The sequence below is a fragment of the Thioclava sp. FR2 genome (genome assembly GCF_051200875.1).
GTDB lineage: Bacteria > Pseudomonadota > Alphaproteobacteria > Rhodobacterales > Rhodobacteraceae > Pseudotabrizicola.
In genome coordinates this window covers 2,819,233-2,832,752 of the sequence record NZ_CP195191.1, presented here as the reverse complement: position 1 = coordinate 2,832,752, position 13,520 = coordinate 2,819,233, and the positions used below count along the sequence as shown (strand labels likewise).

Annotated in this window: 11 protein-coding genes; 7 read left to right on the top strand and 4 right to left on the bottom strand. The window is 60.4% G+C overall.

All coding sequences use genetic code 11. The features are described from left to right. The first annotated feature begins 7 nt into the window (after positions 1–7). The 7 genes from ACSBLW_RS13730 to ACSBLW_RS13700 all read left to right on the top strand — a co-directional run bounded on the left by ACSBLW_RS13730 (position 8) and on the right by ACSBLW_RS13700 (position 6,318). Entirely contained in the window at positions 8–508 is a 501-nt protein-coding gene (locus tag ACSBLW_RS13730) for a MarR family winged helix-turn-helix transcriptional regulator (RefSeq protein ID WP_435257180.1), read from the top strand. Beyond that, complete coding sequence (locus ACSBLW_RS13725; protein ID WP_435257179.1) at positions 505–1,200, top strand: response regulator; 696 nt, start codon at positions 505–507, stop codon at positions 1,198–1,200. Before ACSBLW_RS13730 ends, ACSBLW_RS13725 begins: the two co-directional genes overlap by 4 nt. A 53-nt stretch (positions 1,201–1,253) precedes the next feature. Further along, complete coding sequence (locus ACSBLW_RS13720; RefSeq protein ID WP_435257178.1) at positions 1,254–2,168, top strand: histone deacetylase family protein; 915 nt, start codon at positions 1,254–1,256, stop codon at positions 2,166–2,168. Further along, a complete protein-coding gene (locus ACSBLW_RS13715) occupies positions 2,165–2,404 on the top strand; it encodes an exodeoxyribonuclease VII small subunit (RefSeq protein WP_435257177.1) in 240 nt (79 codons plus the stop codon). The genes ACSBLW_RS13720 and ACSBLW_RS13715 overlap by 4 nt, the downstream gene beginning before the upstream one ends. Further along, entirely contained in the window at positions 2,401–3,270 is an 870-nt protein-coding gene (locus ACSBLW_RS13710; RefSeq protein WP_435257176.1) for a polyprenyl synthetase family protein, read from the top strand. Before ACSBLW_RS13715 ends, ACSBLW_RS13710 begins: the two co-directional genes overlap by 4 nt. A 28-nt stretch (positions 3,271–3,298) precedes the next feature. After that, positions 3,299–5,212, top strand: a complete 1,914-nt coding sequence (dxs, locus tag ACSBLW_RS13705) for a 1-deoxy-D-xylulose-5-phosphate synthase (RefSeq protein WP_435257175.1) — start codon at positions 3,299–3,301, stop codon at positions 5,210–5,212. A gap of 95 nt (positions 5,213–5,307) precedes the next feature. Further along, positions 5,308–6,318 (top strand): AbrB family transcriptional regulator, encoded by a 1,011-nt coding sequence (locus ACSBLW_RS13700; RefSeq protein WP_435257174.1) that lies wholly within the window; start codon positions 5,308–5,310, stop codon positions 6,316–6,318. On the opposite strand, the gene fzlA is transcribed toward ACSBLW_RS13700, so the two are convergent. From fzlA to gltB, 4 genes are all read right to left on the bottom strand, one after another. Beyond that, entirely contained in the window at positions 6,319–6,984 is a 666-nt protein-coding gene (gene fzlA / locus ACSBLW_RS13695) for an FtsZ-binding protein FzlA (RefSeq protein ID WP_435257173.1), read from the bottom strand. Positions 6,985–7,066: 82 nt separating this feature from the next. After that, entirely contained in the window at positions 7,067–7,804 is a 738-nt protein-coding gene (gene mtgA, locus ACSBLW_RS13690; protein ID WP_435257172.1) for a monofunctional biosynthetic peptidoglycan transglycosylase, read from the bottom strand. A 30-nt stretch (positions 7,805–7,834) separates the two neighbouring features. Continuing rightward, positions 7,835–8,749 (bottom strand): Hint domain-containing protein, encoded by a 915-nt coding sequence (locus ACSBLW_RS13685; protein ID WP_435257171.1) that lies wholly within the window; start codon positions 8,747–8,749, stop codon positions 7,835–7,837. A 221-nt stretch (positions 8,750–8,970) separates the two neighbouring features. Continuing rightward, entirely contained in the window at positions 8,971–13,509 is a 4,539-nt protein-coding gene (gltB, locus tag ACSBLW_RS13680) for a glutamate synthase large subunit (protein ID WP_435257170.1), read from the bottom strand. Positions 13,510–13,520: the final 11 nt, after the last annotated feature.

Below are 13,520 nucleotides of genomic sequence, written 5' to 3'. Positions count from 1 at the left end.
GAATTCAATGGCAGACCCAACCCCCAGCGGCGAAAGCCTTCTGTTCCTGACGGATGAGCAGCTGCGCAAGGGCATCGAGGCGATGTTCTTCGCCTATCGTGGCTTTACCGCCGACCCCGACCGCATTCTGGAAGGGATGGATTATGGCCGCGCCCATCACCGCGCCATCCATTTCATTCATCGAAGCCCGGGTACCACTGTCTCGAATCTTCTGAACATTTTAGGTGTAACAAAGCAGTCCCTGAACCGCGTATTGCGGACATTGGTCGATGATGGCCTTGTCGACGCCCGTGTGGGTCGCAAGGATAAACGCGAGCGCAATCTTTATCTGACTGCGAAGGGGCAGGAACTGGAACGTGAATTATCTGATGCGCAGCGGGCGCGTATGCGCGCCGCCTATCGCGCCGCTGGACCGCAGGCCGTTGCAGGCTTTCGGACGGTTCTGGAATCGATGATGGACCCCGATCTGCGCAAGCAATATCTTGGGCTTAAGGAAAGTGGTGCATGATGCAACCTGACGCCCATCTTCTTGTCGTCGACGATGACGAACGCATTCGCGGCCTGTTGCAGAAATTCCTGATCCGCAACGGCTTTCTGGTGTCGGTCGCCCGCGATGGCGCACAGGCGCAGCGCCTTTTGTCCGGGCTCGAATTCGATATGATCATCATGGATGTGATGATGCCGGGCGAAGACGGGATTTCCCTGACCCGTGAACTTCGCAAAAAGATGCAGACGCCAATTCTTCTTCTGACCGCAAAAGGGGAAACCCAAAGCCGGATCGAAGGGTTCGAGGCAGGTGCCGACGATTACCTTGCCAAGCCGTTTGAACCCAAAGAACTGCTTTTGCGGATCAACGCCATTCTACGCCGCGTTCCGCAGAACAGGGTGGATGCACCGCCAAAGGTCTTGCACATGGGGGCCGTGCGCTATGACATGGATCGCGGCGAATTGTGGCGCGGACCCGACCCTGTGCGCCTGACCGCGACCGAAGCCGCCTTGATGCGGATTTTCTCGGCCCAACCGGGCAGTGCGGTCAGCCGTGAAAAGCTGGTCAGCGATCTGGGTCGGGACGATGCTGCGCAAGAACGCGCGGTCGATGTTCAGATCACCCGTCTACGCCGCAAGATCGAAGACGATCCCAAACAGCCACGTTATCTGCAAACAGTGCGTGGCGAGGGGTATATGCTTCAACCAGATTGACCTGCCGTGCACCCGGTGATGTGGGGCACGCGAACAAAGGAAGGGGCGGGAGTATGCGCATTTTCAGGCATGACGACTGCCTTGCCCATGTCACTCCACCCGGGCATCCGGAACAGGTGGACCGCCTGCGAGCGATCGAGCGTAAGTTGCAGGGGATAGAAGTTGAGCGAACGGACTGCCCGATGGGGCACGAGGACGACATCCTTCGCTGCCATCCTCAAACCTATATCGACCGATTGCGCCGCGCTGTCCCTTCGCAGGGTTGGACTCAGGTCGATGGTGATACCTTTCTGTCCCCCGGATCGTGGAATGCGGCGATGCGCGCGGTTGGCGGCATTACCGCTGCGGTGGACCATGTGATTGAACGCGGGGATCGCGCCTTTGTCGCGGCGCGTCCGCCGGGGCACCACGCTGAACGCGAAACCGCCATGGGTTTCTGCCTCTTTGGTACGGCCGCTATCGGCGCAATGCGGGCGCTAGAGGTGCATGGCCTGACCCGCGTCGCGGTTCTGGATTTCGACGTGCACCATGGCAACGGGACGCAAGACCTGCTGTGGGACGAACCCCGTATCCGCTTTGTCTCCTCGCATCAGATGCCGCTTTACCCCGGTTCAGGATACCCCAGCGAACGCGGCGCGCACGGGCAGATCACCAACCTGCCGCTGCGCTCCGGCTCGGCTGGGGCCGAAATGCGGGCGGCTTGGCAACCGGTTCTGGACGATCTGGCCCGCTGGGAACCGGAACTTGTGATGGTAAGTGCCGGGTTTGACGCGCATCGGGACGACCCCTTGGCCGGGCTGAACTGGCGGACCGAGGACTTTGCGTGGATCACCCGCGCGATCTGCGATCTGGCGGAAAAGACCAGTGGCGGGCGGGTGGTATCCACGCTTGAGGGGGGCTATGATCTGGACGCCTTGGCCGATAGTGTGGCCGCGCATGTGAATGAACTGAACGGAAGCGCGAAATGACCGACAAACCCGTTGCCGAAATGAGCTTTGAAGAAGCGATGTCCGCACTGGAACAGGTGGTGGGCCAATTGGAACGCGGCGATGTCGCATTGGAAGCCTCCATCGCGTTGTATGAACGCGGGGCGCAGCTCAAGGCGCATTGCGCCGAAAAGCTGAAAGCGGCCGAGGCGAAGGTCGAGATGATCCGTGCTCAGGAAGGCCGCGCTGTCGGTACCAGCCCGGCGGAGGGGATGTGACTTTTCCCGAAGCTTTGGGTCAGGCCGCAGCCTTGGTGCAAGTGCGGCTGGATGCGGCGCTTGCCAACCGGGCAGATGAACCTGTCATTTATGCCATGCGCTATGCCACATCTGGCGGCAAACGTCTGCGCGGCTTTCTGGTTCTGGAAAGCGCCGCGTTGTTCGGAATAGCCCCATCACAGGCCATCAGCGCCGCTGCTGCGGTCGAGGCGCTGCACGCCTATAGCCTTGTCCATGACGACATGCCCTGCATGGATGACGACGACCTGCGCCGGGGCCAGCCGACCGTTCATGTAAAATGGGACGAAGCGACGGCGGTCTTGGCAGGCGATGCATTGCAGACCCTTGCCTTTGAACTTCTGACCGACCCCGCCCTTGGTTCGGGAGAAACGCGCGTCGAGCTGGTGCGCGGTCTGGCTGTAGCTTCAGGCGCCGAAGGCATGGTGCTGGGACAGGCGCTCGACATTGCCGCCGAAACGGCAACCACGCCCCTGACGCTTGACCAGATCACGCGTTTGCAGGCAGGCAAGACCGGCGCTTTGATCCGCTGGTCGGCCGAGGCGGGCGCGGTAATAGCGGGCGAAGACCCTGCGCCCCTGCGCGCCTATGCTACTGCCCTTGGCCTTGCCTTCCAGATCGCCGACGACATCCTTGACGTCACAGGGGATTCGGCCAAGGCCGGAAAGCGCCTGCAAAAGGATGCCCAAGCCGGAAAGGCCACCTTTGTGTCCCTGCTTGGCCTTGAACAGGCGCAGGCCCGTGCCAAATCGCTGGTGGATGAGGCGGAAAGCCACCTTGCCCCCTTTGGCGCAAAGGCGCAGAACTTGATCGACGCGGCCCGCTTCGTTATTGCCCGCGACAGCTGACGACCGACCGCACGCCCGAAAGGCCACAATGACCAATCGTCCCGCCACCCCTGTGCTAGACCGTGTCCGCGTCCCCGCCGACATGAAAAGCCTTTCTGACCGCGAGCTGCGGCAGCTTGCCGACGAATTGCGCAGCGAGACGATTTCGGCAGTGTCGGAAACCGGCGGCCATTTGGGCGCAGGGCTGGGCGTGGTGGAACTGACCGTCGCCATCCATGCGGTGTTTGAAACGCCGCGGGACAAACTGATCTGGGATGTCAGCCACCAGTGCTATCCGCACAAGATTTTGACCGGGCGGCGCGACCGCATTCGCACCCTTCGCATGGAAGGCGGGCTTTCGGGTTTCACGAAGCGCTCCGAGTCGCCCTATGACCCCTTTGGCGCGGCGCATAGTTCAACCTCGATCTCTGCCGCACTCGGCTTTGCCGCCGCGCGCGATTTGGGCGGCGATCCCGGCGATGCGATTGCGGTCATTGGCGACGGGTCGATGTCGGCTGGCATGGCGTTCGAGGCGATGAACAACGCAGGCCATCTGAAAAAGCGGCTTTTCGTCATTCTGAACGACAATGAGATGTCGATTGCCCCGCCTGTGGGGGCGCTGTCCTCATATCTGACGAAACTTTACGCCGACGGCCCCTTTGACGAATTGAAGGCCGTGGCCAAGGGGGCGGCCAGCCTGTTGCCTCCGCCCCTGCGCGAAGGCGCTTTGCGCGCCAAGGAAATGCTGAAAGGCATGGCCGTTGGCGGCACCATGTTCGAACAGCTGGGCTTTTCCTATATCGGCCCGGTTGATGGCCATGATCTGGACCAGCTTTTGCACGTCCTGCGCGCGGCCAAGACCCGCGCCACCGGGCCCATGCTGATCCACGTCATCACCAAGAAGGGCAAAGGCTATGCACCTGCCGAGGCTGCTCGCGACAAAGGGCACGCCACTGGCAAATTCGATGTGCTGACCGGAAAACAGGCCAAGGCCATTTCCAATGCCCCCAGCTATACCAAGGTCTTCGCGCAAAGCCTGATCCAAGAGGCCGAGACGGATGAAAAGATCGTGGCCATCACCGCGGCCATGCCGGACGGCACGGGCCTGAACCTATTTGCCGAACGCTTCCCGAAACGCTGCTTTGACGTGGGCATTGCCGAACAGCATGCCGTGACTTTTGCCGCAGGTCTTGCAGCAGGCGGGATGAAGCCGTTCTGCGCGCTTTACTCCACCTTCCTGCAACGTGGCTATGATCAAGTCGTGCACGACGTCGCGATCCAACGCCTGCCCGTCCGCTTTCCCATCGACCGTGCCGGTCTGGTCGGGGCCGATGGTGCCACCCATGCGGGCAGCTTTGACGTGGCCTTCATGGCCAACCTGCCCGGCATGGTGGTGATGGCCGCCGCCGACGAAGCTGAACTGAAACACATGGTCGCAACCGCCGTTGCATGGGAGGAAGGCCCGATCGCCTTCCGCTTCCCGCGTGGTGATGGCGTCGGCGTTGAAATGCCCGCCAAAGGCCAGCTTCTGGAAATCGGCAAGGGCCGGATCATCACCGAAGGCTCTCGCGTCGCCCTTCTCTCCTTCGGCACCCGTCTGGCCGAGGTACAAAAGGCCGCCGAAGCTTTGGCGCAGAAAGGCATCATGGCGACCGTGGCAGACGCGCGCTTTGCCAAACCCTTGGACCACGACCTGATCCTGCAACTGGCCCACCATCACGAGGCGCTGATCACCATCGAAGAAGGCGCGATTGGCGGCTTTGGCAGCCATGTGGCGCAACTTCTGGCGGACGAAGCCGTGTTCGACCGTGGCCTGAAATACCGCAGCATGGTGCTGCCCGACATTTTCATTGATCAGGCCAGTCCCGAGGCCATGTACCGCATTGCTGGAATGGATGCCCCACAGATCGAAGCGAAGGTCTTGGAAACCCTTGGCATCGCCAGCCTGACCAAACGCGCCTGATCTGCGGAACCCCGGTCAGGGTCTGGACATTTTCCCTTTGGGCCGCGACAAGCGGTTTGAAGGAAATTGAAATGTCCCTTTCGCCTCTATTGCGCATGACCCTTGCACTTGCCATTGGTGCGGCAGGCGGTTTCCTGTTCTTCCTTATGCATCTGCCCCTGCCCTGGATGCTGGGCGCGCTGACCGCCAGCATGACAGCCGCCATCATGGGCCTGCCTGTCCTGCCGCCAAACCGCATCCGCCCGGCAACCGTTGCCGTCATTGGCGTCATGTTGGGGGCACGGTTCACGCCGGAACTGGTGGCCCTTGCCGGGGCTTGGACTGTGTCCTTGGCACTTTTGTCGGTCTACATGCTTTGCGTCTCGGCTGTGACGGTTCCCTATTACCGCTTTGCCGCGAAAACAGACTGGCAGACCGCCTATCTGGCTGGAATGCCTGCAGGCCTGACGGAAATGGTCGAACTGGGCGAAGAAAAAGGGGCCGATGTCAAAGCCATCATCCTTGCCCATACCCTGCGCATCGTCATCACTGTGGCCCTTGTCGCCATCTGGTTCCGCCTGATCGAGGGCCGTAACGTCGGCGCAATGCCAAATTTCGGCTCGGCCCCGCTGACCGCGCTTGATGCGGCGCTGCTCCTCCTTTGCGCGATCATCGGCACTTGGGTCGGAAAAATCCTGCGCTTCCCCGCGCCCGCCTTCATGGGACCGCTGGCCGCCTCTGCAATCCTGCACGCGACGGGCGTCACCGCTTCTGCGCCGCCCGCGCTGATCGTCATTGCTGCCCAGATCATCCTTGGCACCCTTCTCGGCTGCCGCTTTATCGGGGTTCGTCCCATCGTTCTGGCCCGCGCCGCTTGGCTCAGCCTTTGGGCAACGCTGGCCACACTTTTGATCGCCCTCGCCTTCGCCGCCCTGATCCACAGCGTCGTAGGCGTTTCGACCGATCAGGTCATTCTGGCCCTCGCCCCCGGCGGCCTGACCGAAATGGGCCTGATCGCGCTGGCCATCAATGCCGATGTGGCTTTCGTTGCGCTCCACCATGTGGCGCGCATTCTGATCGTGATCCTGCTTGCGAAACCTGTGTTCGCCCTGCTGCCAAAGCGCTGATCAGAAATCCAGATCGGCGTAATGCGCGGGCGGCGGAAATCCCGGCACCTGATCGGCCAAAAGCGTGCGGAAGCTGGGGCGCGACTTGATCTTGGCGTACCAATCCTTGACCACGGCACTACGGTTCCAGTCCACATCGCTGATATAGTCCAGACAGGACAGATGCGCCGCCGCGGTGAAATCGGCCAAGGTCATCTGATCGCCTGCCAGCCAACGACGCTGGTCCAGAAGCCACGCCATGTAATCCAGATGAAACTTGATACTGGCGGCGCCAGATTTCACATTCTTGGAATCCGGGTAGCCCAGTTTCATGACCTTCTTGTTCACCCGTTCGTACAAAAGCTTTGACGTCACTTCCTCATGGAACTTGTCATCAAACCACGAACAAATGCGCCGCACTTCATACCGGAAATCCGGATCACGCGGCATCAACGAAGGGTTCGGGAAGGTTTCTTCCAGATACTCACAGATCGCCTGACTTTCGCTCATCGTGCGTTGATCCAGCTTCAGGATCGGCACCTTGCCAGCCGGGTTGCGGCGCAGGAAATCAGGTGACGGTTCCCAGTACCGTTCTTCGACCAGTTCCACCTCCAGCTTCTTTTCGGCAAGCGTCAGGCGCACCTTGCGGCAGAAGGGAGACAGAGGAAAATGGTAAAGGCGGATCATGCGGAAATGCTCTTTGTCAGTGCGCCTCTCTGATACCCGCCTGTACTGCTGGGATCAATGCGCTTTGCCCGGATCAAACGGACTAGTTCTGAAAACAGTCGGCGCGGCCATCAATCGCGATGGTTTCCGCACCTGACATGATGGATCTGGTTCTGTCGCGAACAAAGTCTGTGGGTTTCGAGGCGCTACGCCCTTTTGGGTCAGGAAGCACTGCTGCCAACCGCGCCGCCTGCAAGGCCGACAGATCCTTCGCTTCAACATCGAAATAGTGCCGCGCCGCTGCCTGAACCCCGAACACACCTTCGTCGAATTCGGCGACGTTCAGGTAAACCTCCAGAATGCGGCGCTTGCTCCAGAACAATTCGACCGCGGGGGTCAGAAACGCCTCCAGCGCCTTGCGCATCCAGTTCCGGCCCTGCCACAGGAAGACATTCTTCACCACCTGTTGCGACAAGGTCGACGCACCGCGCCCGCCTCCTTCGGCCACAGCTTGCCGGATCGCAGACATGTCAAAGCCCCAGTGCAGGCAGAAATTCGCATCTTCCGCCGCCACAACAGATCGACCCATGACGGGCGCAATCTCTTCCCAATCCACCCATTCGCGTTCAATCGCGCCAAGCCGGACCGATTCCTGCAACTGGTAGACATTGATCGGCGGGTTGAAGAAGGAAAACACCAAGATCAGAACCGTGAAAAAGGCGGCAATCCCCAACAGGCCACGCGCAACCCAGCGTAAGGCACGCCGTTTCAGCGCACCCTTTTCGGCTGCGGGTTCGGCTGGTGCCTTCTTCTTGCTGCTGGTTTTTGCCTGTTTGACCATGCCTTCTTAGGCCAGAGCCCGCGCAAAGGGTCAAGCCACCCTAAGCACCTTGGCATCGCGCCCCCGAATACACCGGCGCGCTGCCGCCCATTGATTGCGGCCCTCGTCGCTTTCCAGTTCCGGGAAAAGCTGCACGATCTCGGCCTGCATATGCGGGTTACCTTTCAGCATCTCATCCCCCGGCAAAAGGCTTTCCGCGGGCGCCCCGTCGGCAAAAATGATCTCATGGCGATCAAACATAAGATGAAGATAGGCCACAGCCGCTTTTGGTGTCCGGCAAATCGTATCGCCATTGACCAGATGTTTCGCCGCCACCAGCACTTCGCTTTGGCCAAAATACAATTCCGCCATCCATCCCCGCACCAGCATCCGGTGCTGAGGCGACACGAGAAGCGCCCGCTCATTGCCCAGCACCGCGGGCATGAACCGGATCGGCGCCCATTCGCCCATCCCGGAAACGGTCCTCCGGCCAATCCAGCGCAGTGGCTGCAACCCGTTGTCCAGCGTCTGGATCAGATCGCCCACCTTCAGATCCTCAATCCTGCGTGGCCCCCGATCCGTGTCGATCAGCGTGCCCTGCAGGAAGCAAGGCGGACCAAGCGCGCCAATGTCGATCTGCGTGCTGCGTTTGACGAACCGAGAGCTGACAAAGGTTGCGTTCTCGAGGATCGTGCCATCGGTGGGGGTGAACACCGCTGGCCCGCCGTCCCGATAAAAGGTCACGCCCGTAATCGTGGTGGTAACGCCATTCATTACCACGGTGATCCGGTCGTTCACCCAGATTCCAGTCACATCCAATCCACCAACGGTATCTCCCGACGGGCTTTGGATGAAATTGTTGTTGTCGATATCGTTCAATTGCAATTTGACAACGGAAAGCGCTGTCCCGGCTGGCGGAGGCGCACCCGGGTCGATGACGAAAAACTGATCTGTATAGATTGCCATGCCCACCTCGGCGATCCTGAATGTTTCCAAAATCGCAACGAATTGGGGCAGGGGTGGCACCAAAACAGGGAAAAACCCGGCCTTTCCGATACCTGAATTCCATAGGATTGGGTCATTTTGCCCAACCTATGCCGCATTTCACCGCTGCAGCCTGATCCTGCCGCTTTGCCCGGATCACAGCATCGGAAATGAAAAGGCCCCCACGCGGGGGGCCTTTCAGATCATTCTGCCGGAACCTTTTCCGGTTCAATTGACAGGGGGTGCGCCAGATGCGGCAGCATTTCTTTCGGGCAAACCTGCAAGAAGTTCACGCGCTCTGCCTCCCAGTTCGACAGGATCTGCTGCGCCTTCCGGCTACCCGTCTCCTTGGCATACATCTCGATCAAGCCCTTCAGTTCCGCCTCCCAATGCGGGTGGCTGACCGCACAGGTGACCAGACTTTCAAGGTTGATGAAGTCCTCGGCCACGCCGCTCGGGTCGTACAGATAGGCCATACCGCCCGTCATGCCCGCACCAAAGTTTGCACCGATCCGGCCAAGGATCACCGCGACACCACCGGTCATGTATTCACAACCGTTGGAACCGCAGCCTTCGACCACCACCTTCGCACCCGAGTTCCGCACCGCGAAACGCTCACCGGCACGGCCATAGGCGAACAGGTAACCATCGGTCGCCCCGTACAGAACCGTGTTGCCAATAATCGTGTTCTCGCTGGCATCCAGCGGCGAAGACAGCGGCGGGCGCACGACGATCATGCCGCCCGACAGACCCTTGCCGACATAGTCGTTGGCATCGCCCTGCACTTCCAGCTTCAGACCCTTGACAGCAAACGCGCCCAAGGACTGACCGCAAGACCCCGCCAGCTTGACCGTCAGATGGTCGGGTTGCAGGTTGTTCCGCATCCCGAACTTCTTGACGATATGGCTAGCCGCGCGCGTCCCGATGGTGCGGTGGGTGTTCCGCACGGCATAGGAAAGCTGCATCTTCTCGCCGTCCTCAAAGAAGCGGTGACCATCCTTGATGATCTCGGCATCCAGCGTATCCGGCACAGCGTTGCGCGGCTTTGACCGGTCATAGGTGATCTTCTGTGACCCATCGACCGTGATCAAGAGCGGGTTCAGGTCAAGATCATCCAGATGCGCGGCACCACGGCTGACCTGCGTCAGCAGATCGGCGCGACCGATGATCTCATCCATCGACCGGGCACCGATGCTGGCCAGCAGTTCGCGCACTTCCTGCGCGTAGAAGGTGATCAGGTTCACCACCTTGTCCGCCGTTCCGGTGAACTTGGCCCGCAGCTTGGGGTCTTGGGTGCAGACGCCCACCGGGCAGGTGTTCGATTGGCACTGGCGCACCATGATACAGCCCATTGCGATCAGCGCAGCGGTGCCGATGCCATATTCTTCGGCACCCATCATCGCCGCCATCACGATATCGCGGCCCGTGCGCAAACCACCATCGGTCCGCAGCGTGACGCGGTCGCGCAGGTTGTTCATCGCCAGAACCTGATGCGCCTCGGTCAGACCCATCTCCCACGGCAGACCAGCGTATTTGATACTGGTCGCGGGCGATGCCCCCGTGCCGCCATTGTGGCCCGAGATCAGGATGATATCGGCCTTGGCTTTCGCCACACCGGCCGCAATCGTGCCAACGCCCGAAGACGACACCAGCTTGACCGTCACCTTGCAGCGCGGGTTGATCTGCTTCAGGTCATAGATCAACTGCGCAAGGTCTTCGATCGAATAGATGTCATGGTGCGGCGGCGGCGAAATCAGTGTCACGCCCTTGGTCGAATGGCGCAGACGGGCAATCAGGTCGGTGACCTTCATGCCGGGCAACTGGCCGCCCTCACCCGGTTTCGCACCCTGCGCAACTTTGATCTCAAGCTCTTCGCAGTGGTTCAGATATTCGGCGGTCACGCCAAAACGGCCCGACGCCACCTGTTTGATCTTGGCCGATGGGTTGTCGCCATTGGCTTCCGGCACGAAATGCGCCGGATCTTCGCCACCCTCGCCCGAGTCGGACTTTGCGCCGATCCGGTTCATCGCAACGTTCAGCAGCTTGTGTGCCTCGGGCGACAAGGCCCCCAGCGACATGCCCGGCGTCACAAACCGCTTGCGAATGCTGGTGATCGACTCAACCTCTTCAATCGGTACCGGCTTGCCCAAGGACTTGATGTCCAACAGGTCGCGGATATGGATCGGCGGGTTCGCCCGCATCGCAGCCGAATATTGCTTCCAGATGTCATAGCTCGCCCGGTCACAGGCCGATTGCAGCATATGCATCGTCTGCGCTTCCCAAGCGTGCTTTTCCCCCGAACGGCGCGCTTTGTAGAACCCGCCAATCGGCAGCACATCGGCGCCACCCAGCCAGCCCTTAGCGTGAACTTCTTCCAGCTTCTGCTCGATCCCGTGCAAACCAATGCCCGAAATACGGCTGTGCATGCCGGGGAAGTATTCGTTCACCATGGCGCGGCTCAGACCCACAGCCTCAAAGTTCAGACCACCGCGATAGGACGAGATGACCGAGATTCCCATCTTCGACATGATCTTCAACAGACCCGCGTCAATGGCATCGCGATAGCGCCGCATCGCATCGGTCAGCGTGCCGTCCAACAGACCACGGTTGATCCGGTCCGCAATCGAATCCTGCGCCAGATAGGCGTTCACCGTCGTCGCGCCACAGCCGATCAGCACCGCAAAGTAATGCGGGTCGATGCATTCCGCCGACCGCACGTTCAGCGAACAGAAGGTCCGCAGACCCTTGCGGGTCAGCCACGAATGTACGGCGCTGGTGGCAAGGATCATAGGCATGCCGACTTTCTCCGGCCCCTGCAACTCGTCGGTCAGCACCAGATGCGCCGCGCCCGAGCGGACAGCATCTTCGGCCTCGGCGCGAATGCGCTCCAACCCGACCCGCAGGTCGTCAAGGCTTTGGCCCACCGGGAAGGTGCAGTCGATCTTTGTGACCGACTCGCCGAACTGCTTCACCATCACATCAAATTCGGCATTGGCGATGAACGGGCTTTCCAGAACCAGAATCTCGGTCTGGCTGGAATTTTCGTCCAGCACGTTCTTCAGGTTTCCGAACCGCGTCTTCAGGCTCATCACGCGGCTTTCGCGCAAAGAGTCGATCGGCGGGTTGGTGACCTGGCTAAAGTTCTGGCGGAAGAAATGGCTCAGCGGGCGATAGACCGACGACAGAACCGCCGCCGGGGTATCGTCGCCCATCGAGGCGATCATTTCCTTGCCGTCCTCGGCCATCGGGGCCAGAACCTGTTCCAGTTCTTCCACCGTAAAGCCAGCCGCAATCTGACGCTTGCGAAGATCCGCGCCTTCGAAGATCGCGTGTTCCGGCACGTCGCGCAGCAGGCTGTTCAGATCGACAACCTTTTCGATCCACTCGCTATAGGGCTGGGCAGCGGCCAGTTTGTCCTTCATCTGGCTGTCGTGGTACAGCTTGCCCTCTTTCATATCGACGGCAATCATCTGTCCCGGCCCAAGGGCGCCCTTTTCGCGCACCGTGGTTTCATCCACCGGCACCATGCCTGCTTCCGAACCCGCGATCAGCAGGCCATCGCCCGTCACAACATAGCGCATCGGGCGCAGACCGTTCCGGTCCAGACCACCGCAAACCCAACGACCATCGGTCATGGCAAGGGCGGCAGGGCCGTCCCACGGCTCCATCACGGCGTTGCAATAGGCATACATATCCTGCCACGCCTTCGGCAATTCGCCCGTGTTCTTGGACCAAGCCTCTGGCACCAGCATGGTCTTTGCCATCGGCGCAGACCGGCCCGACCGCACCAGAACTTCAAACACGGCATCCAATGCCGCCGAATCTGACGACCCTGCCGGAATGATCGGCTTGATGTCTTCGGCCGCCTCGCCAAAGTTGTTCGAGGCCATACGGATCTCGTGGCTCCGCATCCAGTTCACGTTGCCCTTCAGCGTGTTGATCTCGCCGTTATGGGCCAACATGCGGAACGGCTGGGCCAGCCACCACTGCGGGAAGGTGTTGGTCGAATAGCGCTGGTGATAGATCGCAAACGACGATTCAAAACGCTCGTCCAGCAGGTCGGGATAGAAGGTCGCCACCTGCTCGGCCAGCATCATGCCCTTATAGATGATCGACCGGCAGGACAGGCTGCACAGATACAGACCCTGAATCTGCGCCGAAACAGCGGCTTTCTCGATCCGGCGACGGATGATGTACAGCTCGCGCTCGAACGCTTCCTGATCAATGTCCTTTTCACAACGGATCAGGATCTGCTCGATCTCGGGCCGCGTCGCATTGGCCTTGTCACCCAAGACGCTGACATCCACCGGCACATGGCGCCAGCCATAGATGTAATGCCCCATCCGCAACACTTCGGTTTCCACGATCGTCCGGCAGCGTTCCTGAGCACCGAAATCTGTGCGCGGCAGGAAGACCTGACCGACGGCGATCAGCTTTTTCGTGTCCGGCTCGTGGCCCGTGCGACGCACTTGGTCATAGAAGAACTTGACCGGAATTTGCACATGAATGCCCGCGCCGTCGCCGGTCTTGCCATCGGCATCCACAGCGCCCCGGTGCCAGACGGCCTTCAATGCGTTGATCCCGTTTTCCACAACCTTGCGGCTTGGCTTGCCCGAAATCGACACAACCAGACCCACCCCGCACGAGGCGTGCTCGTCATCAGTCTTGTAAAGGCCATTCGCGTCCAGCCAAGCGCGCTTGGCTTCTTCGGCTTTCACCCACGCATCATCATAGGTCGTCATGGCTTTTCCTT

Bases quoted from the DNA above. Each gene is read 5' to 3' on its own strand.
- ACSBLW_RS13730 (WP_435257180.1), top strand. From the start codon at position 8: ATGGCAGACCCAACCCCCAGCGGCGAAAGCCTTCTGTTCCTGACGGAT.
- ACSBLW_RS13725 (WP_435257179.1), top strand. From the start codon at position 505: ATGATGCAACCTGACGCCCATCTTCTTGTCGTCGACGATGACGAACGC.
- ACSBLW_RS13720 (WP_435257178.1), top strand. From the start codon at position 1,254: ATGCGCATTTTCAGGCATGACGACTGCCTTGCCCATGTCACTCCACCC.
- ACSBLW_RS13715 (WP_435257177.1), top strand. From the start codon at position 2,165: ATGACCGACAAACCCGTTGCCGAAATGAGCTTTGAAGAAGCGATGTCC.
- dxs (WP_435257175.1), top strand. From the start codon at position 3,299: ATGACCAATCGTCCCGCCACCCCTGTGCTAGACCGTGTCCGCGTCCCC.
- ACSBLW_RS13700 (WP_435257174.1), top strand. From the start codon at position 5,308: ATGACCCTTGCACTTGCCATTGGTGCGGCAGGCGGTTTCCTGTTCTTC.
- fzlA (WP_435257173.1), bottom strand. From the start codon at position 6,984: ATGATCCGCCTTTACCATTTTCCTCTGTCTCCCTTCTGCCGCAAGGTG.
- mtgA (WP_435257172.1), bottom strand. From the start codon at position 7,804: ATGGTCAAACAGGCAAAAACCAGCAGCAAGAAGAAGGCACCAGCCGAA.
- ACSBLW_RS13685 (WP_435257171.1), bottom strand. From the start codon at position 8,749: ATGGCAATCTATACAGATCAGTTTTTCGTCATCGACCCGGGTGCGCCT.
- gltB (WP_435257170.1), bottom strand. From the start codon at position 13,509: ATGACGACCTATGATGATGCGTGGGTGAAAGCCGAAGAAGCCAAGCGC.